Here is a 21,366-nt window from a genome sequence, read left to right on the forward strand (position 1 = left end):
TGCCTGGTGGTTTATGCACTACCTCTCTATATTACCCAACAATTCTTAAATTACCATTAAAAAAGCATTGATGTTGGCGCATTCTTTCAAATATTGATGCCATTTTGAACCTTTTCGTGGGGTGTCGGGCGGGTGAAACTTAAAAAGGGTGAAGAAGGCCGGCGCGCCTTCTTCACCCTTTCCGCTGCTAACAATAGAAGAAGCGGCCGTCGCACTTTGGACGGCCGCTTCCTCCTGGTCTTTCTTTTAAAATCTTTTACCTTTGAAACTCTAAACCATCATCACTTTAAACGTATAAGCAGAAGTGGTGACCTTGTCCGGCGCGACGACCTTCACAGTGATAACTTGGCCATCCTTGACAGCAATTTTGTTGCTGGAGCGGTAGGCAACGGCCTTGCCATCCACCATAATCGACGCTGCCTTCGTGGACATGGAGGTCGGGATTACAGTGATGCTTGTGTTTGCCTTAGGCACTTTGACCGTATAGTCGTAAGCCCAAGGATTGAAGCGGTTTTGAAGCGCGTTCTTCACCGCGATCTCCTTGCCCGCCCAAGTGAATGGCGCACCCGGCGCCGCGTATTCCACGGTCTTTCCGACCAATTCTCCGCCTGCAAATTCAATGTTGGACAGGACAGAGTATTTGACGTGACCGCCAAAATTGTAGTTTAACCCCACATTAGCCGCGTCTGCCATGTAAGGGCGCACCTTGAGGTCCGTGGTTGAAGACAAGAATTCCGCGTTGTCGCCCATAACTCCTGTCAGCTTGATGGCGCACCAGTTGGTGCCGTCTTTCCACATGTCGCCAATCATGGTCGTTCTCGCTCCCGGCGCGTCTGTACCGCCGCGCAGGGATGGACGGCAGCCGCCCTCACCCTTGTCGACGACCTGTTGTAAGGCTGCCTCATAGAGCTTCAGGTTGTTGTCGCTGAGGGGCGACTCGTCATGACCCGTGAAGAGCTTGTCTGACTTGCCTCCCTCTTTGGTGTACTTCGAATAAGACTGCTGGACAAAGGAAAGGAGAAGGTCCGGCGGCATACCCGCCACACCCACGTTGTCCGCTGAGCCTGCACGGGTACAGCCATAGAAGTCTGAAGCAAACAGAAGACCGTTTTTCTTGTCGTGGATTGCCACATTGCCATTGGCATGACCCGGCAGCGCAACAACCTCAAAGACAATACCGCCGCCAAGGTCGAACTTCATGCCCTCATCAATGTTCTTAACTTTTGCCTGCGATTCCGGCGTAGAGAAGATTGGCTTGAATGGGCCTGAAGTGGAAGACGTAGACGCCCAGCCCCGCTCACTCAGGTAAACGTCGACGCCCGCGTTCATGAAGTTCATGGCCTGGGCATCGTGGTCACCGTGCTCATGGCCTATGATCAGGATGTACGGTTTTGTGGCGAAACCATCGACAAAGGTCTTCAGGTTCTTTTTATCCGCAGGGGTCTGCAGGGCGTCGAAAACAATGCCGCTTGTCGGCCCTTCTATGTACCACGCCAGAGGCCGGACAGACTCAGAATCGTTGCAAATCCTGAAAATCGCCGGGCTGACAGAAGTCTTCTTCTCCATCTGGAGCACCTGGAAATCATCCATGAGCGGGCGGTGGAGGTTCCAGACAAAGGTCTGGACCGGGCTGGCAGCCATGCCGTCTTTGAACGCAACGGCTTTATAGGTCACGACGCGGTCCGTTGGCACCGGCTCATCCGGGCCGCCGCCGCGAGTGCCAATCATTTCCATGATATGCCCTTTGGTTTCGACCGTGTAAACTTCACTGTCCGCAGTTGGCTCTGAGCCGTCCGTGGTGTAGTGAATGGCCGCTCCAGGCGTTGGACAGTAGAGCTTGACATAACGTCTGGGCGCGACAGAATTCGCTTTAGGCAGCGCTTGAACCGGCGCGACCATGGTTCCTGTGATTTTGCTGAACAGAACTTCCATTTCGTCCACGGTCAGCGCTCTCTTTGGCTGGAACAGCTGATCTGAATTAATAGTCAAATAACCAAGCGCCGCCAACGTGTTGACACTGGCTCTGGCGTAAGAAGAAATCGAGGCCTCATCCTTAAAGAAACCCGTTTTCGTGGTCAGCGGCAGATGGAATGCCTTCACCATCATGACGGCTGCATCCTGACGGGCCAGCTGGGCGTTCGGGTCAAAATAGCCATTGCCAATACCGCTGGTCACACTTTCCTCATAAGCTGTCTCGATTTGCTTGCCATAGCGGTCTGCCGTCTTGACATCCTTGAATTGCTTCAGCGGCGCCTTCCAAATATCGTTGTACTGCGTCGGATGCGGCCATGCAAAATAATTAGAGACTTTGCCGATGAATTCCGCACGCGACACCCCATTCACCAGGGGCGCCTCGACGTCCGCAAACACCGTATAGCCCGGAATAGCGCTCGTTACGGCAATCCCTGCGGCACCAACAGCCATGCCCTTCAGGAAGTTTCTTCTGGAGAGTCCCTCTTCCGAAAGCCCGAGGGTTTCCATTCTGTTCTCTTTTTGATCGGTTGTCTTGTCTTTAGTCACAAATCCTACCTCCTCAGTACTTGATGGTCCTTAACCACAGACCTAAAATAAAAACGGCTGCAAAGCCGCTCTGTTGCCGCTTCAGCGCCCCACACAGAACTTTAATTTTCGTACTTTCGTTCCCCAACCCTTCAAGTGTCCGGCGTGGGGCGCCCTTGTCAACTTGCTTCTCTCAGTGCCAACTTGCGTCTAAACATCACACTGCTGATCCAGGTGCTGATTTCGAAGAGCACCAGCATCGGCACAGCAATCAGGATTTGCGAGGTTACATCTGGCGGCGTAATGACGGCTGCTATAATAAAGACCGCCAGAATCACATATTTACGATTTTTCCTCAGGAGCCTCGGATTGAGAATGCCCAGCTGTGTCAGCAGGATAATGACTATAGGCATTTCAAAGACAAGCCCAAAGGTCAGAATTGTATTCACGACAAAATTCAGGTAGTTCTGAATGGAAACCATGGCTTGAATTGTCTGGCCATCCCCAAAATTTCCCCCGTTGAGCCCGGCGAAGTATTTCAGCGTGAAAGGCAGGACGACTTCATAGGCAAAGACGCTGCCCAACAGGAAGAGCGCCATGCCAAAGGTCATCACAAAAGCTGCCGCGGTGCGTTCCCGGCGCGTCAAGCCCGGTCGAATGAACTGCCAGGTCTGGAAGCCAATAACTGGAAATGCCACGACAACGCCGCAAATAATCGCGATTCTTATGTAGGCGATCAGCAGCTCCGCCGGCGCGACGTAAATGAACTCGAAATCCTTGGCTTTGCCCACCAGATGCTTAATGACGAACTCCGATCTTGCCAGGCACACGCTCATGGCGGCGACAAAGCAGATCGCGCTGACCACCAGCCGCTTTCTCAACTCGTTCAGATGAGAAATCAGCGTCGTTGTTTTATTGGCTGGCATGGCCTTCTTCAGCCCTCTTCCCGCTCGGTCAGAGGCTCAGCTTCCGCCTTGGAGATACTCCTCTTGAAGTTGCCTATAGTCTGTCCAACCGCCTTCCCCAGCTGCGGCAGCTTGGTGGGCCCAAAGATCAACACCGCAATACCAAAGATGACCATTAATTCAGTTGTTCCAAATCTTCCCATGACTTTACCCCTTCCTGACTCACTAAGATTTTTCACCTATAACAAGCGCTCACTTCTCTGATCTCATTACGTTGATTCCCGCTCAACCGCCTCTTCCGCGCCGAATAAATCTCCGCTTTCCAAGTCCTTCTCAATAGTAGTCGCATATCGCTTGAGAGAGCCAATGGAACGTCCGGCTATTTTACCAAGCTCCGGCAGCTTTGAAGGTCCAAAGATGACCAAAGCCACAGCAAAGATCAGTATGAGCTCTGTAGTCCCTATTCCTGACAATGAAGATCACCTCCGCCGATGGTTATGTTTTGAAAACTCGGTGTCTGACACCGAGTTTCACCTTGACGCCTCAGCTCAACCAGGTATGAAATGATCTTGCTGATACCAACACCTTAGCGAATTCCCGGCTGCAGCATAAGCACCAGGATAGCGAAAGATGTATCAAATGGACCTTTCACCTGTTTCAATTCAGAGCATTTTGTTTCAATATTCTGCTTATTGGTCTTCTACGCTGTATCAGACCCTCGCATTCTGTACAATCCATGTTATAATCATATCCAGCAACACTACCTTCTACGGAGTGGAAAGGAGGACCGAAATAATGCATCTGAGATCGTTTTTTTCAAATCGTCTGTTTATTAAGATGCTGATGTACTTCAGCACGCTGTTGATTCCCGTCCTCCTCATCGGCATCCTCTTCTATAACTATTCGGTTTCTGAAGCAAAGAAGGACTTTAGCCAAAACATTACAAAGAATCTTGAGTTTTCTATGGAACTCATTGACCATTCTGTTCAAATGGCGGTGGACGCGAGCCTCAATCTGATGATGGAAGACGCTTTCTTCGAGCCCGTCATGAGCTCACCTGAGATGAGCACGGAGCAAAAACGCCACTTTGAGAGCATGATTCAAGCTATCGTCAAAAGTCAGAACATCTCCAACTATTTTATTGACAACCTTTTCGTCTTCAGAGACAGTGAGTGGGTGTTTCGGAGCGCCGGTCCGGAAACCTTTGACCGCTTCTTCAGGGAGCTATACTGGTTCGAAAAGTATCCGGTGCCTTTTTGGAAAACTTATCTGACCAGGCCATCAGCGGTTCAGTATCTGTCCCCAACCTTGATCAAAACCTCGAGCGGCAGCACAAAAACCGTGATTCCCACCGTTGCCGTAGAGCATAGTCCCAAGGGCAATATAGCGGTAGTCGCGTGCCTTTCCACCAGCGCGATTCATGAGACCATCCGATCCAACATGATCTATCCCGAAACGGAATTTATCTTACTGGACACGGCGGACAATATCATAACCAGCAGCCGGGATGACCTATGGAACAGCGACGCTGTCGAAAGGCTCAAGTCGCTCAGTGCCGCCGGTCCCTCCGAACTCATTCCTCTGGAGTGGCAAGGTGAAAATTACCTGGTTTCAGCTCTGTCTTCCGAGCGCCTTGAATGGACCTACTACACCATCACGCCAAGCTACTATTTCAGGGCAGAAGCCAACAATGTCCTTTCCGTCACCTTTTGGACGAGCATTGCCATCATTTTGCTCGGCATAGGCCTAGCTTTGATATTCAGCGTCAGACTCTACAGCCCCATCAACAATATACGGGAAATCCTTATGCAAAACGGCGGCAGTGAAGGCACCGGCGGGCCTGCACCAAAGCATCAGAATGAGTTTGAACTCATACAGTCAGCCCTCCATGAGCTGCTCAGCGAAAAAACCGCCTACTCTGACAAAGTCCACGAGCTGTCCTCCGAGTATTTGGACAACGCGTTTATCCAGCTGCTTCGCGGCCATTCCCTGGATCCCATCAAAAAATTCAGGACATTGATTCGGGACGACCTCCGGTTCACAACTGAGACGTTTCTCTGTTTCTCCGTAGTCTTTGACTTTAACGAGCGCTTCTTTACAAAGATTGAGAGCCAGGAGCGGCACCATGTCCTGGAAAGCATAAAAATCATTATTCTGGATGCCTTGGCAGCCCAAAACAGAGTTTATCTGCTTGAGCTCGAACCGGGACATTTTGTGGGTATAGCCAATCTGGACACCCATCAGGATCAGGTGACGCTGATGAAATCCCTCGAACAACTGCTCTTATCTTTTTCTTATGAATTGAAGCATTACAGAATTTACATCGGTGTTGGCAGAATCCACGGTGGTCTGAACAAGCTGTGGCTCTCCTATTCCGAAGCCCAGTACGCCCTGGAAGCCGCAACCGGGTCAGCGCAGAATCAGGTGGCGGACGCCTCAACCCTTGAAATCAAGCCCCATCATATCTACACCTTCAAAGATGAGGAAAAGATCATGAATTGCCTCCAAGCCCGGGATGAAGCCGGACTAGAAAGTATTCTCGATGGGCTGGTGAGACAGACTGAGACCATCGGCAGCACAGGCTTTAGCCGGCAGGCGCTGTTCCACGATCTGCACCGAACCGCTGCACGCTACGCCGCCGCCCACGGACTGGATTTTTACACTGCCCTGGATCAGCAGGTCTGGTCCTGGACCACGCAGACCCACGGAGCGGAAGTCGAGCCAGGGATTAACCCGGATAAGGCTGTGCTGCTTCAGATGTTTAAATCTCTCATGGCTCTGGCTGAGCCGCCTTCAGACCGATCGGCACAAATGATTCAAAACGTCGTCACCTTCATTGACGATCACTTCCACGAAGATATCCACCCCGAGCTGATCGCCAGTCAGGCAGGCATCTCTGTCAAATACCTCTCCAAGCTTTTCAAGTCCCAAACGAACCAGAATCTGACGGATTACATCAGTCAAAAGCGCATATTCAAGGCAAAGGCGCTGCTAAACACCACCACGCTCTCCATAGATGATATCTATCCCATGGTGGGGCTGCAAAGCCGGGTGACGTTTTACCGACTTTTTAAGAAACACGTCGGCACCAATCCGGGGAGCTATAGAAAAGGTACCGACCAGGACTTGGATCAGGGACAGGAGGCGGATGCAGATGAAAATGAATAAAGCAGCTAAGCGTCCAGGCAGCGAAGTCCAGGCAGCGCTGTTCTTCCCGGCGGACAGAAGGCATCATGGCCTGTTGTTGATCATGCTGAGCCTAATATTGGTTGCCGTGTTATCTCTGACGGCTTGCCAACAGACAGAGAAGCTTGAGCCCACAACCCAGGCGTCTGATGAAGCGCCTCTCAAAGTGAGGATCATGCGCCGCGAGTCTGTCTTCCAGCCTATCAATATTAATCCGGAAACCCGCACCCGCGTTCAGGCAGCCACGGGCATAGATCTTCAAATTGAAGCTGTACCGAGCAGCAATTATCCAAGTAAGCTCAAACTGTCACTGGCCTCGGAAAATTTGCCGGATATAATTGAGATGTCATACCCTGAAATGCTTCAGTCCGTTTCCACAGGCCGACTCGCGCCCCTGAACGACTTGATCGCTGAACATGCGCCCCACTTTAGTCAGCTTTTGGAGGATCGCCCTGAACTTAAGTCTTTAATGGTTCAGGACGACTACTATGCTTTTCCAATGATCGTTTGGAAGTCTCTCCCGACCGCCGCTGTGCCTATTCTTCGTGCAGATATACTTGCCGCCTTGGATCTTGGGGATCGTCAGGACTTATCAAGACCAAAGACCTACGACGAGCTCCTTGAGCTTCTTATTCAGATTAAAGCGGCGCATCCAAACCAAGATCTGTGGATCAATCGCAGCGGGACGCGAAATTTAATATCTAACATTTCCTATCCGCTGGGCTCAGGGTTCAGTCAGTCCACCTCCTTTTACTTTGAGCCGCGCTCCGGGAATGGCGAATTCTTGTACGGCCCTGCCCACAGCAGCTTCAAAGAGGTGCTGGTCTTCTTAAACAAGGCTTATGAAAGCGGGGTTTTAGATCCCTACTACGCCCTGACCACCGTGGATGAATGGCAGCAAAAGCTCAGTACAGGCCAAGCGTTGTTCTTCTTTGACCTGCCCATTAATCTCGAAAACTTCAATGTGCCTTTGAGAAAGCTGAACGCCGCCTATGCCTTCGCACCGCTTCTAAACATCAAAAATACCGCGGGAGAAGCCCGAATCAGTCTGCAATACGACACTCACTGGCTGCACACCTATTACGCGATCTCCTCCAAATCCAAAAACATTGAAGCTGCCATACGGCTCCTCGACTGGCTGTATTCCGAGGAGGGCGCCTCTGTCGCCAATTATGGAACCCTTGGAACGGACTACACCTTGAAGGATGGCCGCGCGATTATTCAGCCGGAGCATTTCATGCGCTATAAAGAGGAGCCCTTCAGCTTCAGGCTGATGCAGTATGAACGCGGCACCGGTCAAGGCTTTTTCACGCCCTATTTGGATCAAACCTTCCAGTTCCAGATTCAGCCTCAGCTGGAGGACGTCATGGATCAAATCGTTCAGAGCGGCATGGGGCAGCCATCGCCCTTACCGCCGCCTCTGACCATGAAAGAAACGATCCGGGTCAGCGAACTCATTAAGCGTTTAGATGCAATTTTGTTTGAAACCATAGACGCCTATATCATTGGTGAAATCTCCACGGATCAATTCGAATCGAATTTGATGCGTCAGCTTCAGGAGGCTGGAGCCGGGGAACTTGAGGCAATTTTGAATCAAGAAAGATGAAGGCGTAAGGAAAGGGGATGTCAGCGCGACATCCCCTTTTTTCAGGTGAGAAAGGCGGGATCGATAGGCTAAAGGGCCCTGGCGCCTTAAGCCTATCGACCCCGCCTTCCCTCTCTCCCCCAAACCCGCCATCTTCCCCATTTAATTTTTCCTCCGGTTGTGGTACGCTGTAAAAAAGACCATATAAATTTTTTCGTATGATTTATAACACCGCTTAAAACAGCCGAACGGAGGTTATTAAAATGTCCCATAACTGGAGTCTCGACGCGCTTTATCTCAGCTTTGACGACCCAAATCTACAAACGGACTATCAGGCATGCCTGACAGAGGCCCAAACGCTCATCCAGGAAAGCCAGACCCTCATAGACGGCCTACTCGAGCCTAAGAACCTCGAAACACTGCTGAGGGCTTCAGAAGCGCTCTATTTAAAGCTCTGGAAGCTTTCCGCCTTTGCCTCACTCACTCTGTCCGCGGATACGTCCTGCGAACCTGCGCTGGCGCTGGAGGAAAAGCTCCGCAAGCTGCAGGCAGAGCTTACCGTGTTCGATGTCAGACTCAAGCGTGCCGCAGGCCGCATAGAGGACCTGGATCAATGGCTGCAGGACTCTGGTTCCGACTATCTCAAAGATCTTGAATTCGCCCTGGAGGAGCGGGCTGAAGCGGCCCACCACCTTCTTGGCGACGAGGAAGAAATCCTGATCGCCAAGCTCCGCATAACAGGATCGGATGCCTGGGAGACCCTGCATGCAAAACTGACTTCAACGCTGATGGCCACAGTTTCTGACGCTCAAGGCCAAATGACCGAGATGCCGCTGTCTGCGGTCAGGGCCCTGGCCTACGACCCGGATCCCGAGGTCCGGCGCCAGGCCTATCTGGCAGAGCTCGCAGCGCTGCCCAAAATTGATGACAGCATTGCAGCCTCGCTGAACGCAATCAAAGGTGAGGTGCTGACACTGACAGAGCAGCGCCGGTACGGCTCTCCACTTGAAGCGACACTTAAAGAAGCCAGAATGTCCAGAAAAACACTGGATGCGCTGATCAGTGCCATTGAAGAAAAACTGCCGGAGCTCAGAGACTACTATAAGGCAAAAGCAGTCCTGCTAGGGGATCAAAACGGCCTTAAATTCCACAACCTCTTCGCGCCTGTCGGGACTCTGTCTGAGGCTTATACCTATGAGACCGCAATGGACTTTGTCATCCGTCATTTCAGCACGTATAATCCGGAGCTGGGGGCCTTTGCAGCCCATGCCAGAGACGAACAGTGGATCGACGTTGAGCCGAGAGCAGGCAAAGTCGGCGGCGCGTTTTGTTCAAGCCTTTATCCGGTGCGCCAGTGCCGCATCCTGACAAATTTCCAGGGCAGTCTGGGCGATGTCCTGACCCTCGCCCACGAGCTCGGTCACGGTTACCACGATTACAGGCTTGAATCCCAAAAGCTCTTCAATATTGAAGTGCCTATGACCCTCGCTGAAACCGCGTCGACCTTCTGTGAGACAGTCATAGCCGACGCGGCGCTGGCGACGCTGTCCGACGCCGAGGCCATGACGGTTCTGGAAAGCAGCCTTCAGGATGCAGGGCAGGCCATTGTCGACATCTATTCCCGTTATCTCTTTGAATCCCGCCTCTTCGAGCTCAGAACGGACCACGCCCTGTCGGTGAATGAGCTGAAGGAAGAAATGCTGAGGGCCCAGGAAGCTGCCTATGGGGATGCTCTGGATCCGGAAGTCCGTCACCCTTACATGTGGCTGGTGAAAGGCCACTACTACAGCGCTTCGGTCAATTTCTACAACTTCCCTTATGCCTTTGGGCTGTTGTTCGCCAAGGGCCTGTATCAACTCTACAGAGAAGAAGGGACGTCCTTCCTGCCTCGGTACGACCAGCTCCTGTCCGAATCCGGCAAGGCTTCTGTGGAGTCGGTCTGTGCCTCTGTGGGCATTGACGTCACCACAAAAGAATTCTGGCTGAAGTCCCTGGAGGTTATTTTGGGCGACATCCAGAGATTCAAGACTTTGGCGAAGCAAAAATAAAAATAATAAGATTAACAAGCAAAAAGGACGTCTGCCGATGGTCGAAGTTTCGAAACCATCGGCAAACGTTCTTTTTTTTTATGTGGAAGAAGGTGTCTGAATCCCTCTTCCACCCTGTCTTTTCCAATGTATAATTTTCTACACCTCTGTAAGTATTTTTGTCAAATAAATGCCACCAAACTCTATTTTTTGTATAAATTTTAGTCAGTCTAAGCAGCCACTAAGTATCAACTATTACACCCTTTGGTTGCACCTCCCTCATTGACAACCACAGAACACAGCTATTGCAAGGCTTCCAAAATTCCATCCCTCCATTTCTATCTCACCTCACATCTGGCACAGCTTTTGCGATAACAATAAGCAAATTCTAAAAGAGGTGATCTTATGTCCGTCCAAGAACAAGTTATCCAAACCCGCGATCCTTCAACTATACCGAAGCTGGTGACAAAGCTTGTGGGTTACAGCGCTATTGGCATTGTCATGTTTTTTCTGCCAGTGACCATTGGTGTGAAAACAACAATTCCAATTGATCACATTGTCACAGGGCTCAGAGAGTCTTTCCCAGGAGCCAGCGCCATTTATACGCTGCTGGTCATCCTGCCGGGCGGGGCTTATGGTCTTAAGTCCGGCAAATGGCGAAGTTCACTTACGGATCTTGCTTTTACAGTCCTGAAGCTTGTCGGTATGGTGCTGGGTTTGATGGCTTTTTTCAAGGCCGGCCCAAGCTGGCTCTTCGAACCGGATATGCTGCCATTTTTCTTCAACCGCATCGTGATGCCAATTGGGTTGATTATCCCTATTGGCTCAGTGTTCTTGGCTTTTCTGATCAACTATGGCTTGCTGGAGCTCGTCGGCGTCATCATGCGGCCAGTCATGAAACCCATTTTCAGGACGCCGGGCCGCTCAGCCATTGACGCGGTTGGATCCTTCGTGGGCAGCTATTCCATAGCACTGCTGATCACTAACGGTGTATACAGGGAAGGGAAATACAACACCAGGGAAGCCGCCATCATCGCCACAGGCTTTTCGACCGTCTCCGCGACGTTCATGGTCATTGTCGCCAAAACCTTAGACCTCATGGAACACTGGCTGACGTTCTTTTGGGTTTCACTGATCCTGACTTTCGCAGTAACTGCTGTCACTGCCCGCATCTGGCCGCTGAGCAAAAAGCCTTTAACTTATCACAATGGCATGGAGGGTTCTCCGGAGTCCGCCGAAAAGGGCAATCTCATACGCCGCGCCCTCTATGAAGGCATGGACGCGGCCGCTGTGGCACCCGGTCTTCTGAGCAGTGTCAAGGAAAACCTTAAAAATGGATTTGTCATGGCTATGGGCGTTCTGCCAACGGTTCTGGCTATTGGCATACTGGGCTCATATTTAGCCAAATACACCGCGATCTTCGACTGGCTCGGCATGCCCTTTATCCCTCTGATCCGCCTTCTCGGCCTTCCGGATGCATCCTTGATTGCAAAATCACTAGTGCTCAATATTGCTGACATGTCACTACCGCTTCTCATCATGCAGGAATCGGCGCTGATACCGAAGTTTATCATTGCCAATATCAGCATCTCGACCGTACTCTTCCTGTCCGCTTCAATTCCATGCGTGCTTTCCACGGACATCCCGCTTTCCTTCAAAGAGATTATGATCATTGCGCTCGAAAGAACCATCATTGGGTTGATTCTGATAACGCCAGTGGCGTATCTGTTGTTCTGATCGACTGGCGGAGGAAGGTGTCTGACCCTTCCATCGCAGACACCCAAAAAAAGAACGCCTGCCGATGGTTTTGGATCAAAAACCATCGGCAGGCGTTACTATTTTTTTCTCTTCATCTCGGAATCACATGAGGATTTCCCGTCACCGGATTGACAATCAGCGTCACATCTACAGCGTACACATCCTTGATGTATTCCTCTTTGATGACATTGGAGGGCGGTCCCTCTTTGTAAACGCGGCCATCCTTCATCATGAAGACGTAGTCGCTGAACTCAATGGCAAAGTTGAGGTCGTGGAGAATGGCCACCACCGTGATGCCGCGCTCCTTCGTCAACTTGCGTGTAAGCCGCATCAGCTCGATCTGATGATGCAGATCAAGATGGGCAATAGGCTCGTCCAGCACCAGAATCTCCGGCTCCTGAGCAATGGCCCGGGCAATGATCACACGCTGCTGTTCGCCGCCGCTGAGGCTGTTGATGGGAAAATCCCGCATTTCCCAGACACCTGTTGCCCTCATGGCGTCCTCGACAATTTTGTGGTCCAGGTCCGACTCCGGCTGAAAGCGTCTCAGATGCGGATAACGTCCCATCATGACCATCTCGTGAGAGGAAAAGTCAAACTCAGTTGCGGTAACCTGGGGCACCGAAGCTATGACCTTGCTGAGCTCCTTGTGGGAGTAAGAGGCCAAGTCCCGGCCGTTCACCGTTACGACCCCTTTGCCCGAATGCACCATTCTGGTCAGGTTCTTGACGAACGTGGACTTCCCGGAACCGTTTGGTCCGACTATGGTCGTAAACGAGCCTTTACGGATGCGCATATCCACGCCATTCAGCACCGGCGTTTTGGAATACGCGAAGTGAAGACCTTCTACTAGAATTGGAAATTCCATTACACTCACCTCACACTCGACCGCGTTTTATTGCGGTACAACAGATACAGGAAATACGGCGCGCCAAAGACCGACGTTATGATGCCAATAGGCAGCTCTCCGGGCATGATCAGGGTTCTGGCCAGCGTGTCCGAGATTACCAGAAACATTGCTCCCCCGAGGATCGAAAACGGCAGAAGGGTCCTGTGATCCGGACCCGAAATAATCCTAACCACATGGGGTATGACGAGCCCCACAAAACCTATGATCCCGCTGACCGAAACCGCCGCCGCTGTGACGATGGAGGCCACCACCAAAATACTCTTCTTCACCTTTTCAGTGTCCACACCGACACCCTTTGCGCTCTCCTCACCAATAGCAAGGGCATTGAGATCCCTGGAATACATCAGCAAGTACCCTGTGCCGATGGTGATTGGCACCGCAGCCACTAGGATCTGCATCCAGTTTGCCGTCGCGAAGCTTCCCATAGTCCAGAAAATAATGTGCTCCATTTCGTCGCGATTGAGCGACATAATCAAGGAAATCATTGAGGAAAGCAGATAGTTGACCGCGATCCCCGCAAGGAGCAGCGTCACCACCGGCGTCCTGTTTCCAACTCTGCCGACATTGTAGACTATGTAAGCTGCCAGAATTGCGCCGGTGAATGCACCCACCGAAACGGAGCTGAGTCCTGCGACGCCTGCATTGAAGCCTGTCACAATGACTAAGGTGGCGCCTAAAGCCGCGCCGGAGGAAATCCCAAGGACGAAGGGATCTGCCATTGGATTTTTGAAAATGCCCTGATAGGCTACCCCGGATACAGATAAGGCGCTGCCAACCAAAGCGGCAAGAAAGATGCGTGGCAGGCGGATCTTCAATAGAATCGCCTCGTGTGTGGGTTTTATTTCATCCATTTGAATCATAGTGTCCAGCAGCGGAATTCTGGATAACAGAATCCTGGCGCTGTCCACGAATGAAATGTCTGCAGAGCCAATTGCGCTTGCGGCGACAACGGCGAGCACGAGTCCTGCAGCAAGCGCCACAAGGCCTTGAATCAGCTTTTTATTTCGCTTTTTCATGCGTGCCACACATCCTTTTCTGTAACGGGAAACATCCGTTTAGAATCAGAACAACTCCGGATGCATTATTTTCGCGAGTTCAAGCAGTCCCTGGGCGAGTCTTGGCCCTTGAAGATCGATGAGATTATTGTCAACTTCTACAAGACGGCCTTCTTTGACCGCCGTCAGCTCTTTGTAGCCATTTGTAGCTTCAATCCCTGCTTTGTCGCCGTTGTACAGCGAGCAGATCACAAACTCCGGATCTTTCTCTACGAGCTTCTCAATACTGTATTTCCAGCCTTCCGTGTCATTGGCGACATTAGCGCCACCTGCCATGGTCAGCATCTGGTCAATAAACGTGCCTGCGCCGGCAGTGTAATCGCCGCTCTCGCCATAGCCTACAACATAGTAAACGGTCTTCGGTTCGACACCGGCTACTTTTTCTTCGACCTGAGCAATGGTTGCCTTCATGTCTTCGACAATGATATTGGCCTGGTCCTGTTTGTTGAGGACACTGCCGGTCTGTGAAATGGCGTTGTAAACGCCTTCAAAAGTATCATGGGAAGACAGGTCAAGAACCTTATAGCCCAGCGATTCAAGCTTGGTGCGGACATCATCGTTAAACATGTTGGAAACGAGAATCAAGTCCGGCTCGACAGAGGCTATGGTTTCAATGTTGGGTTCAGTGATCGTCCCTACTGAGAGGACATCCGCTGCCTCAGCAGGAAATTTGCAGTAATCGGTACGGCCGGCCAATTTTTCACCCGCACCAACGGCATAGACAATTTCGGTTGCAGCCGGCGACAATGAAACGACCTTCATAGGTTCCTGTTCAATGACAACAGTTTTGCCTGAGGCATCTGTCACCGTGAGCGGATACGCGGTTGCAGCTGCTTCTGCAGGTGCCTCTGCAGGCGTTCCAGCAGGGATTTCTGCAGGCGCCTCCGGGGCAGGGGACTGGCATGCCGCCAGTGTTAAAACCAACGTGAGCATTAAGAGCAGTGACCAAAACTTCTTTTTGAACATTAAAAAAATCCTCCCTTTTTTAGGTGAGGACCGTTACGGATAAGCTGGAAACTCTCTAATATATAGAGTTCGCCTATGTAGCCGGTCAACCTCATCCTCGTGAGTTGATGTACCAGAAATCCTTCGGCTGGTTCCTGACTCGCGCGTTTTCAATAGCTCGCGCTCACAGTAGCGGGACTGTGCCGGCTTCAAACCGGCTTCCCAATTAAGTCCGTAGACACCAAGGATTTATGTTAATTTCAGACCTATCATACCCGATCACAGGAAAAAATGCAACCCTGCTTGCATAAGTTCCGTTTTAATGACTATCGGCTTAAATGAATCACTTTAAAAATGACCAACAAATCCACAGTTTACCCTCTGGATGAGTGGTTTTTGTTTTCCCCACCTTCAGCAGGCTTTTACACACCCCATCCCCAAGAAAAACGAACTTTTACACAGTTCATCCACAGTTTCTGTGGATAAGTCGTGTTGAGGGTATTTATTCGACAAATTTCGATGCGAACACAGATTCGGTTATACACATAGTCCACAGGTTATCCACCGTTTTACACAGATTTTACACAAGGGATTCACAGCATTGGGCTTTTTCCTGTGGAAAACCTTTTAATTTAGCCCGTGGTCTGCTGCCACCCCCGCGCATCCGCCCCGAGTCTTGCCCTACAAGTCCTGCGGGTGTACAATGTAGAAAACGTGAAAGCGCGTCATCTGGGAGGGATAACTTGTGAACATAAAAATTTACGGCCACGGCTGTGATAAATGTGAAAAAATGTACGCACTGGTCCTCGAGATCTTGGCTGAACACGACCTCCATGCCGAGGTTGAGAAAGTCGAGTCCCTAATGGAGATTTACAAGGCGGGTGTCATGACGACACCAGCCATGAGCATTGATGGCACCGTGGTTTACGCCGCGAACGCGGTTCCGGGGCGCAGCAGCCTCGAAGCCCTTTTGCTTCAGGTAAAGAAATTGGCCCACCAAGATCTTTGAAAGGAGTCACGCCCATGAAATTGATTATTTATGATCAAGTGTGCTGAGGGTACTCGAAAATTGCGCCTATCGTGGATGAGGCCATACGACAATTGAAAGTTTCACTGGAGGTTGAAATCATAGGCGACATCCGGCTCATCAAGGCAGCCGGAGTTAAAATGATGCCTGCAATGGCACTGGAGGGCAAACTCCTGCATCAGGGCAGAACGCCTAATGTACGGGAAGTCATGACCATTCTGAGCAGCGCCCTGGCGGAGCACGGGATCAAAACAGCCCTCGAAGAGTAAGGACACATTTAAGGCTTTATAACATAAAGGCTGCTTCAGGACACGGTGTGATATGCTCACCATGCCGCCGGAGCAGCCTTTTTTTTGGATTGTTGTACTCGCAATGCGATTATTTGCGGTTTATTAAGCTTCCTATAACCGAAGTCACAGCCTCGCGCAGAGGTTTAATCAATCTTGAGCTTGGAAGTCTCTTTTAAAGTAGACAATGCGACATAGGTGTAGGTATTTCGGGCAAAGTCGTTGATCCGCTCAATGACGTTCTCGAGCTCCGTGGTCGTGGAGGTTCTGACTTTGATTAAAAAGGTCGTATTTCCAGTGACTTTATGGCATTCCAGGACTTCCGGCATGGCAATGAGCTTCTCGCCCATCTCCGCGATGCTGACATCCCCGAGTGGAATACTTATAAAGGACAGTAGTCCGGCATCAACTTCATAAGCATTCAAGACAGCAGTATAGCCTTTGATGACACCTTCCTGCTCAAGCTTTTTCACGCGCTCCTTGGTCGCCGTAGTTGACAGACCAATGGTTCGTCCCAATTCAGAAATGGACAGCTTGGCGTCGTCCTGAAGGATTCTTAGGATTTCCTTATCTGTTGCGTCCATGATTTACTTTCCTCCCCCGATCGCGCCTTGCGGCTACTCGCGCCTTGCGGCTATTGCGCCTTGCGGCTATTGCACCTGACGGCTATTGCGCCATACTGGCTGTGGTCTTATTGAAACGATTATAGCCTTTTTTTTGCTTTTGTGCAATAATAGTCAATAAACCCTTAAATTTAACTGAAAATCATGCAATGAGATTTAAAAATCACTTGAAAGACAGGAGGCTTCCGTGCGTGAAACTCGTGACCATACATACAGACGGCGGCTGCGCCGGCAATCAATCTGATCAAAACTTCGGCGGTTGGGGAGCGCTCCTCGAATACAACGACAACGTCAAAACCCTCTACGGTGGAGAGCTCAACACCACCAACAACCGCATGGAGATGACTGCCGTGCTGGAAGCCCTTCGCGTCCTTAAATCCAGGGATCTGTCCGTAGAAATCTATTCGGACAGCGCCTATCTGGTCAACTGCTTTCGGGAGCGCTGGTATGATAAATGGCGTTTGAACGGCTGGATCAATTCTTCCCGGCAGCCGGTCGAAAACAGGGACTTATGGGAAGCGCTGCTGCCCTTGGTCGAAAGCTTCAGCAAGGTGGAATTCCTGAAAATCAAGGGCCATCTCAATCTGAAAAAAACGACAGAAGTCCGCCAGTGGAAGGAAAAGATCGAACGCTACAACGGACGCACCTATTCCGAGGACGCCTTCAAGCATCTGCTCGAAATGAATGCCAAAGTTGACGCCCTTGCCAACCAAGGCATTGATGAGATGAAGTTAAAGAACCAGCCCATGTAGACTTTTCGCTCATTAATTTACGCACCACCACCAAAAAACCGCCGTCAATTGACAGCGGTTTTTTAAGTTTCAGGTTGATCTCATAGCCAGCAAACACAGCTACAATAAACTGAGTCCCTCAGACTGAAGCTCGGCTTCTCTTTCCTTAAGAGCGTCGACGACCGTCTGAATGTGTTCCATTAAATCAAAGCCAAGATCTTCAGCGCCTTTTGCAATTTCGTCCCGGTTCACCGCCCGGGCAAAAGCTTTGTCCTTCAGCTTTTTCCTGACGGATTTTGCCTCAAGCCCTTCAAAGCCGTCAGGGCGCACCAGTGCCACCGCGACTACAAAGCTGGCGAGCTCGTCGCAGGCGTAAAGCATTTTCGCCATCAGCGACTCCCTTGGGGTCTCCGTATAATCTGCGTGGCCTTTTACGGCCAGCACAAACTCATCCGGGAAATTCCTGTGCTCTAGCAGATCTATGGCGACATAAGGATGCTTGTCCGGAAATTTTTCGTAATCCAGGTCGTGAAGCAGTCCGAGCGCCGACCAAACTTCTACGTTTTCTCCCAGGCGCTTGGCGTACCCGCGCATGGCAGCCTCAACGGCGAGGGCGTGCTTCCGCAGGCTGTCCGTCTCTACAAATTCCTTTAGAAGCACCCAGGCCTGATCTCTGGTGACCATCATAGAATATAACCTCCTTAAGCGCTGATTGTTTTCTTAAGTTAATTATACCACCTTCATGACACTTCAAATCCCGTTTCACAAACATACAAAAAGCGGCGCCTTCGCGCCGCTTTCTTCAACTCTTCAACACCCACAAAGGGATTAATAATTGGTTTCCTTGACTTCAAAATAGCCCTGAGGCTTTTTGCACGTCGGGCAAACGCCAGGCGCTTTTTCGCCTTCGTGGACATAACCGCACTCGCGGCATTTCCAGCGGGTCTTTTCTTTCTTTGCAAAGACTTCCTCATTTGCGCAATTCTCTGCCAGTTTGAGATAGCGCATTTCATGCTCATACTCAACCTTGGAGATCATACGGTAAGCCGTGGCGACATCCTTGAAGCCTTCTTCCTCAGCGATCTTGGCAAACATAGGATACAGCACGGTGTGCTCCTCGTTTTCACCATGAGCCGACGCAAGAAGGTTCTCATAAGTTGAGCCCACTGTGCCCGCAGGATAAGCCGCTGTGATTTCAAGGGCCTCACCTGCAGTCAGGAAGCTGAAGAAAATTTCTGCGTGAACGCGCTCGTTGTCGGCAGTTTCGTTGAACAGGCCGGCGATTTGCTCGTAACCCTCTTCAATAGCCTTCTTTGCGAACATTTGGTAGCGATTTCTCGCCTGTGATTCACCAGCGAAGGATTTCAAAAGGTTCTTTTCTGTTTGTGTTCCCTTAATGGCTGACATTATGTCCCTCCTGATTATGTAAATTCTTCCGGCCGGACAAAACTGTCCGGCCGGCCATCAAATCTCTTTTTGCTTGGCAACCTTACTCAGCAGCCGGATTGAACACGCGCGCTCTGAACTCGCGGTCCATCATTAAAATGCCATTGCCCTTGCCGTCAATAAGCTTGAGTTCAGAAATAATTGCTTCTGCATTTGACTCTTCTTCCACCTGCTCATCAATGAACCAGTTCAGGAAGCTCTTAGTCGCATGGTCTCTCTCGTCAATGGCGATGTCCATGATGTTGTTGATCAGGCTGGTGACGTGCTGCTCATGAGCAAGCACTTCCTCATACACATCCACGACGTTTTCCCACTCAACCTTTGGACCGTCAATTTTTGTCAAGATGACACGACCGCCGCGCTCGTTGACAAAGTCAAACATTTTCATTGCATGGAACTGCTCTTCCTGAAACTGAACGCGCATCCAGTTCGCGAAGCCAGGGAGGTTTTGCGCTTCGAAATACGCTGCCATAGAAAGATACAGATACGCTGAGTACAACTCTGCGTTGATTTGAATGTTGAAAGCTTCTTCTACTCTTTTGTTGATCATGCTTCGTCACTCCTGTACTGCCTTCAGACTTACCTCTGAAAGTCGCTGTGTTTTAGTGGTATTCAAATGCGGTAAGTAAAAATTACGCTTCTGAGCTCCAGTGTCCGTGAAGATTGCAGTACTCGCGGGCTGAGACGGTCTCAGCGTCTGTGCAGAAATAGGCAGCCGGCTCATCGCCTGGCTTGAGAAATGCCGTCAGCACTTCTTTGCCCGTCAGAAGCTCAATCCACTGAATGTAGTGAGCGTCCGTCATAGGGTGAAGTGTGGAACCGACGGTGACCTTGTAGCCGCCCTCGACTTTTTCTATAACCGGAACGTGCTTCTCAGTAGAGGAGTCCGCTTTTTTCTCTTCCATAAACGTCATAGGCTGACCGCAGCATACGAGCTCGCCGCCGCCCTCGTTATAGACCTCTACTATGTTTCCGCAAAGTTCACATTTAAATACACCAAGATGCTTAGCCAAATTATTTCCCTCCTATTGTCATACTACTGGACCTGATTGCACCCAGAGCACAGTCCCTTGTAATACACATGCTTCTCTCGAACTTCCGATCCCTCTGGGCCGCCATAACGCAATTGATCCGCTTCTACGTCAAAATCGAACACCTTCTGGCAGGAAACACATTTGAAGTGCCCATGCAATGAAGTATCCGCGTCGTAGCGGGCTTCATTTTCCTCAATGGAAATCAGGTATGCGATCCGGTTTTCAACAAAGAGGTTCAAAGTGTTGTAGACCGTCGTCTTGGAGAGTGTCGGTATTTCGGGAACAAGCGCGCGGTAAATTGTATCTACGGTAGGGTGCTCCTTCGTATGCATCAGATACTCGAAAATCCGGATCCTCTGATAGGAGGGCTTGATACCGCTTTCTTTCAAATACTCGCTGATGTTCTCGATCTTCCTGAGCATGATGCCCTGACTCCCTTCGATTGCTTGACTATATAGGTTTATTCAGGCTCAAACATATCCTTGCCAACGCCGCAAAGCGGGCAAACCCAATCATCAGGAATATCAGCGAAAGCCGTGCCTGGCGCTACGCCGCCATCTGGATCTCCGAGTTCAGGATCATAAACATAACCACATGCGGTGCAAACATATTTTTCCATAAAAAGTCTCCTTTCAAAATGGGATTCGCTCGCCATTGACAAAAGCCCTTAACGCCTTGCCACTGACTCTTCAACATCAAATATGACCGGTTTAGACCGGCTCAAACATGTCCTTGCCAACGCCGCAAAGAGGACAGACCCAATCATCCGGAATGTCTTCGAAGGCAGTGCCCGGCGCTACGCCATTGTCAGGGTCGCCAATTGCTGGATCGTACTCATAGCCGCAAGCTGTGCAAACGTATTTCATGTGTAATCCTCCCTGTTTGTTTTATTGTTGAACCGGAATTTCACCGGCTTCAAACCGAACTGAGTTTTTAAAAAAGTAAGACGTTTTTGCCGATGGTTCCGGCAGCCCACACTTCACTCTATTTTACGATTTCATAGAAGCAGCGCTTTGGCGAGTAAATTTTGCCCTCTTCTTTAAGCTGCTTAATGGCCTTATCGACATCTTTCTTGTCAGCGCCTGTCTTTTCAACGATATCTCCGGGACGGACCGCGTCGCCCGCGTCCTCAAATGCTTTTAAAACCTCTTGTTTAAGATCCAATCCCAATAAGCCTCCCTCTAAAATGTAATGATTACATTTTTATACTAACATATTAATTTCTGCGCCGTCAACCCTTTTCTGATTGTTTCAATTTACATGACTATCGGCTAAGCGGCATAATGCTTTATTATTATACCTAAAAACAGGCTGCCTAAACTTAAATCTGTTTTTTTGTGCTGACCCA

The 21,366-nt window shown here is 50.4% G+C and carries 23 protein-coding genes and 1 riboswitch; of the genes, 7 read left to right on the forward strand and 16 right to left on the reverse strand.

Going from position 1 to position 21,366, the window contains the following annotated elements; translation table 11 throughout:
- Window positions 1-270: 270 nt before the first annotated feature.
- The 4 genes from OEL90_RS06175 to OEL90_RS06190 form a co-directional block, all read right to left on the reverse strand.
- Window positions 271-2,520 carry a chitobiase/beta-hexosaminidase C-terminal domain-containing protein gene (locus OEL90_RS06175; RefSeq protein ID WP_300687557.1) on the reverse strand — a complete coding sequence of 750 codons (2,250 nt, stop codon included), beginning with the start codon at window positions 2,518-2,520 and terminating at the stop codon, window positions 271-273.
- 158 nt (window positions 2,521-2,678) lie between these two features.
- Entirely contained in the window at window positions 2,679-3,425 is a 747-nt protein-coding gene (tatC, locus tag OEL90_RS06180; RefSeq protein WP_300687559.1) for a twin-arginine translocase subunit TatC, read from the reverse strand.
- Window positions 3,426-3,433: 8 nt separating this feature from the next.
- Complete coding sequence (locus OEL90_RS06185) at window positions 3,434-3,607, reverse strand: Sec-independent protein translocase subunit TatA/TatB (protein ID WP_291400807.1); 174 nt, start codon at window positions 3,605-3,607, stop codon at window positions 3,434-3,436.
- 66 nt (window positions 3,608-3,673) lie between these two features.
- On the reverse strand, window positions 3,674-3,877 hold the full coding sequence (locus OEL90_RS06190) for a Sec-independent protein translocase subunit TatA/TatB (RefSeq protein WP_291400809.1): 204 nt from the start codon (window positions 3,875-3,877) through the stop codon (window positions 3,674-3,676).
- A 322-nt stretch (window positions 3,878-4,199) separates the two neighbouring features.
- On the opposite strand from OEL90_RS06190, the gene OEL90_RS06195 reads away from it, so the two are divergent.
- The 4 genes from OEL90_RS06195 to OEL90_RS06210 all read left to right on the forward strand — a co-directional run bounded on the left by OEL90_RS06195 (window position 4,200) and on the right by OEL90_RS06210 (window position 11,939).
- Window positions 4,200-6,572, forward strand: a complete 2,373-nt coding sequence (locus OEL90_RS06195; RefSeq protein ID WP_291400810.1) for a helix-turn-helix domain-containing protein — start codon at window positions 4,200-4,202, stop codon at window positions 6,570-6,572.
- Entirely contained in the window at window positions 6,559-8,196 is a 1,638-nt protein-coding gene (locus tag OEL90_RS06200) for an extracellular solute-binding protein (protein ID WP_300687561.1), read from the forward strand. The genes OEL90_RS06195 and OEL90_RS06200 overlap by 14 nt, the downstream gene beginning before the upstream one ends.
- A gap of 242 nt (window positions 8,197-8,438) precedes the next feature.
- Window positions 8,439-10,223: a M3 family oligoendopeptidase gene (locus OEL90_RS06205; RefSeq protein ID WP_300687562.1), complete on the forward strand. Its 1,785-nt coding sequence runs from the start codon at window positions 8,439-8,441 to the stop codon at window positions 10,221-10,223.
- Between the two features lie 384 nt (window positions 10,224-10,607).
- Complete coding sequence (locus tag OEL90_RS06210; protein WP_300687564.1) at window positions 10,608-11,939, forward strand: YjiH family protein; 1,332 nt, start codon at window positions 10,608-10,610, stop codon at window positions 11,937-11,939.
- 112 nt (window positions 11,940-12,051) lie between these two features.
- On the opposite strand, the gene OEL90_RS06215 is transcribed toward OEL90_RS06210, so the two are convergent.
- Genes OEL90_RS06215 through OEL90_RS06225 form a run of 3 tightly spaced genes read right to left on the reverse strand, consistent with a single transcriptional unit; the run spans window position 12,052 to window position 14,891 of the window.
- Window positions 12,052-12,828, reverse strand: coding sequence for an ABC transporter ATP-binding protein (locus OEL90_RS06215; RefSeq protein WP_300687565.1), 777 nt, complete (start codon window positions 12,826-12,828; stop codon window positions 12,052-12,054).
- A gap of 5 nt (window positions 12,829-12,833) precedes the next feature.
- On the reverse strand, window positions 12,834-13,886 hold the full coding sequence (locus OEL90_RS06220; protein ID WP_300687566.1) for a FecCD family ABC transporter permease: 1,053 nt from the start codon (window positions 13,884-13,886) through the stop codon (window positions 12,834-12,836).
- A 45-nt stretch (window positions 13,887-13,931) separates the two neighbouring features.
- Window positions 13,932-14,891, reverse strand: coding sequence for an ABC transporter substrate-binding protein (locus OEL90_RS06225; RefSeq protein ID WP_300687567.1), 960 nt, complete (start codon window positions 14,889-14,891; stop codon window positions 13,932-13,934).
- Between the two features lie 107 nt (window positions 14,892-14,998).
- Window positions 14,999-15,131: riboswitch (cobalamin riboswitch) on the reverse strand.
- A gap of 484 nt (window positions 15,132-15,615) precedes the next feature.
- Between OEL90_RS06225 and OEL90_RS06230 the strand changes: the two genes are divergently transcribed.
- Window positions 15,616-15,879: a thioredoxin family protein gene (locus tag OEL90_RS06230; protein WP_300687569.1), complete on the forward strand. Its 264-nt coding sequence runs from the start codon at window positions 15,616-15,618 to the stop codon at window positions 15,877-15,879.
- 71 nt (window positions 15,880-15,950) lie between these two features.
- Complete coding sequence (locus OEL90_RS06235) at window positions 15,951-16,166, forward strand: thioredoxin family protein (protein WP_300687571.1); 216 nt, start codon at window positions 15,951-15,953, stop codon at window positions 16,164-16,166.
- Between the two features lie 164 nt (window positions 16,167-16,330).
- Here the strand turns inward: OEL90_RS06235 and OEL90_RS06240 are convergent, their stop codons facing one another.
- Window positions 16,331-16,768, reverse strand: coding sequence for an Lrp/AsnC family transcriptional regulator (locus OEL90_RS06240; protein WP_291400827.1), 438 nt, complete (start codon window positions 16,766-16,768; stop codon window positions 16,331-16,333).
- Between the two features lie 230 nt (window positions 16,769-16,998).
- Between OEL90_RS06240 and OEL90_RS06245 the strand changes: the two genes are divergently transcribed.
- Window positions 16,999-17,559, forward strand: a complete 561-nt coding sequence (locus OEL90_RS06245) for an RNase H family protein (RefSeq protein WP_300687573.1) — start codon at window positions 16,999-17,001, stop codon at window positions 17,557-17,559.
- Window positions 17,560-17,658: 99 nt separating this feature from the next.
- Here the strand turns inward: OEL90_RS06245 and OEL90_RS06250 are convergent, their stop codons facing one another.
- From OEL90_RS06250 to OEL90_RS06285, 8 genes are all read right to left on the reverse strand, one after another.
- Window positions 17,659-18,225 carry an HD domain-containing protein gene (locus OEL90_RS06250; RefSeq protein ID WP_300687575.1) on the reverse strand — a complete coding sequence of 189 codons (567 nt, stop codon included), beginning with the start codon at window positions 18,223-18,225 and terminating at the stop codon, window positions 17,659-17,661.
- 141 nt (window positions 18,226-18,366) lie between these two features.
- Complete coding sequence (rbr, locus tag OEL90_RS06255; protein WP_291400831.1) at window positions 18,367-18,945, reverse strand: rubrerythrin; 579 nt, start codon at window positions 18,943-18,945, stop codon at window positions 18,367-18,369.
- Between the two features lie 82 nt (window positions 18,946-19,027).
- Window positions 19,028-19,534, reverse strand: coding sequence for a ferritin (locus OEL90_RS06260; protein WP_291400833.1), 507 nt, complete (start codon window positions 19,532-19,534; stop codon window positions 19,028-19,030).
- An 82-nt stretch (window positions 19,535-19,616) separates the two neighbouring features.
- On the reverse strand, window positions 19,617-19,997 hold the full coding sequence (locus OEL90_RS06265) for a desulfoferrodoxin (protein ID WP_291400835.1): 381 nt from the start codon (window positions 19,995-19,997) through the stop codon (window positions 19,617-19,619).
- Window positions 19,998-20,020: 23 nt separating this feature from the next.
- Window positions 20,021-20,440, reverse strand: a complete 420-nt coding sequence (locus tag OEL90_RS06270) for a Fur family transcriptional regulator (RefSeq protein ID WP_291400837.1) — start codon at window positions 20,438-20,440, stop codon at window positions 20,021-20,023.
- Window positions 20,441-20,478: 38 nt separating this feature from the next.
- Window positions 20,479-20,637 (reverse strand): rubredoxin, encoded by a 159-nt coding sequence (gene rd, locus OEL90_RS06275; RefSeq protein WP_291400839.1) that lies wholly within the window; start codon window positions 20,635-20,637, stop codon window positions 20,479-20,481.
- 91 nt (window positions 20,638-20,728) lie between these two features.
- On the reverse strand, window positions 20,729-20,884 hold the full coding sequence (gene rd, locus OEL90_RS06280; RefSeq protein WP_291400841.1) for a rubredoxin: 156 nt from the start codon (window positions 20,882-20,884) through the stop codon (window positions 20,729-20,731).
- A 118-nt stretch (window positions 20,885-21,002) separates the two neighbouring features.
- Window positions 21,003-21,182 (reverse strand): MarR family transcriptional regulator, encoded by a 180-nt coding sequence (locus tag OEL90_RS06285; protein ID WP_300687577.1) that lies wholly within the window; start codon window positions 21,180-21,182, stop codon window positions 21,003-21,005.
- Between the last annotated feature and the right edge of the window lie 184 nt (window positions 21,183-21,366).

The sequence above is a fragment of the Acidaminobacter sp. genome (assembly GCF_030247605.1).
Taxonomy (GTDB): Bacteria; Bacillota; Clostridia; order Peptostreptococcales; family Acidaminobacteraceae; genus Acidaminobacter.

Bases quoted from the DNA above. Each gene is read 5' to 3' on its own strand.
- tatC (WP_300687559.1), bottom strand. From the start codon at position 3,425: ATGCCAGCCAATAAAACAACGACGCTGATTTCTCATCTGAACGAGTTG.
- OEL90_RS06185 (WP_291400807.1), bottom strand. From the start codon at position 3,607: ATGGGAAGATTTGGAACAACTGAATTAATGGTCATCTTTGGTATTGCG.
- OEL90_RS06195 (WP_291400810.1), top strand. From the start codon at position 4,200: ATGCATCTGAGATCGTTTTTTTCAAATCGTCTGTTTATTAAGATGCTG.
- OEL90_RS06200 (WP_300687561.1), top strand. From the start codon at position 6,559: ATGAAAATGAATAAAGCAGCTAAGCGTCCAGGCAGCGAAGTCCAGGCA.
- OEL90_RS06205 (WP_300687562.1), top strand. From the start codon at position 8,439: ATGTCCCATAACTGGAGTCTCGACGCGCTTTATCTCAGCTTTGACGAC.
- OEL90_RS06210 (WP_300687564.1), top strand. From the start codon at position 10,608: ATGTCCGTCCAAGAACAAGTTATCCAAACCCGCGATCCTTCAACTATA.
- OEL90_RS06215 (WP_300687565.1), bottom strand. From the start codon at position 12,828: ATGGAATTTCCAATTCTAGTAGAAGGTCTTCACTTCGCGTATTCCAAA.
- OEL90_RS06220 (WP_300687566.1), bottom strand. From the start codon at position 13,886: ATGAAAAAGCGAAATAAAAAGCTGATTCAAGGCCTTGTGGCGCTTGCT.
- OEL90_RS06225 (WP_300687567.1), bottom strand. From the start codon at position 14,891: ATGTTCAAAAAGAAGTTTTGGTCACTGCTCTTAATGCTCACGTTGGTT.
- OEL90_RS06240 (WP_291400827.1), bottom strand. From the start codon at position 16,768: ATGGACGCAACAGATAAGGAAATCCTAAGAATCCTTCAGGACGACGCC.
- OEL90_RS06250 (WP_300687575.1), bottom strand. From the start codon at position 18,225: ATGATGGTCACCAGAGATCAGGCCTGGGTGCTTCTAAAGGAATTTGTA.
- rbr (WP_291400831.1), bottom strand. From the start codon at position 18,945: ATGTCAGCCATTAAGGGAACACAAACAGAAAAGAACCTTTTGAAATCC.
- OEL90_RS06260 (WP_291400833.1), bottom strand. From the start codon at position 19,534: ATGATCAACAAAAGAGTAGAAGAAGCTTTCAACATTCAAATCAACGCA.
- OEL90_RS06270 (WP_291400837.1), bottom strand. From the start codon at position 20,440: ATGCTCAGGAAGATCGAGAACATCAGCGAGTATTTGAAAGAAAGCGGT.
- rd (WP_291400839.1), bottom strand. From the start codon at position 20,637: ATGGAAAAATATGTTTGCACCGCATGTGGTTATGTTTATGATCCTGAA.
- rd (WP_291400841.1), bottom strand. From the start codon at position 20,884: ATGAAATACGTTTGCACAGCTTGCGGCTATGAGTACGATCCAGCAATT.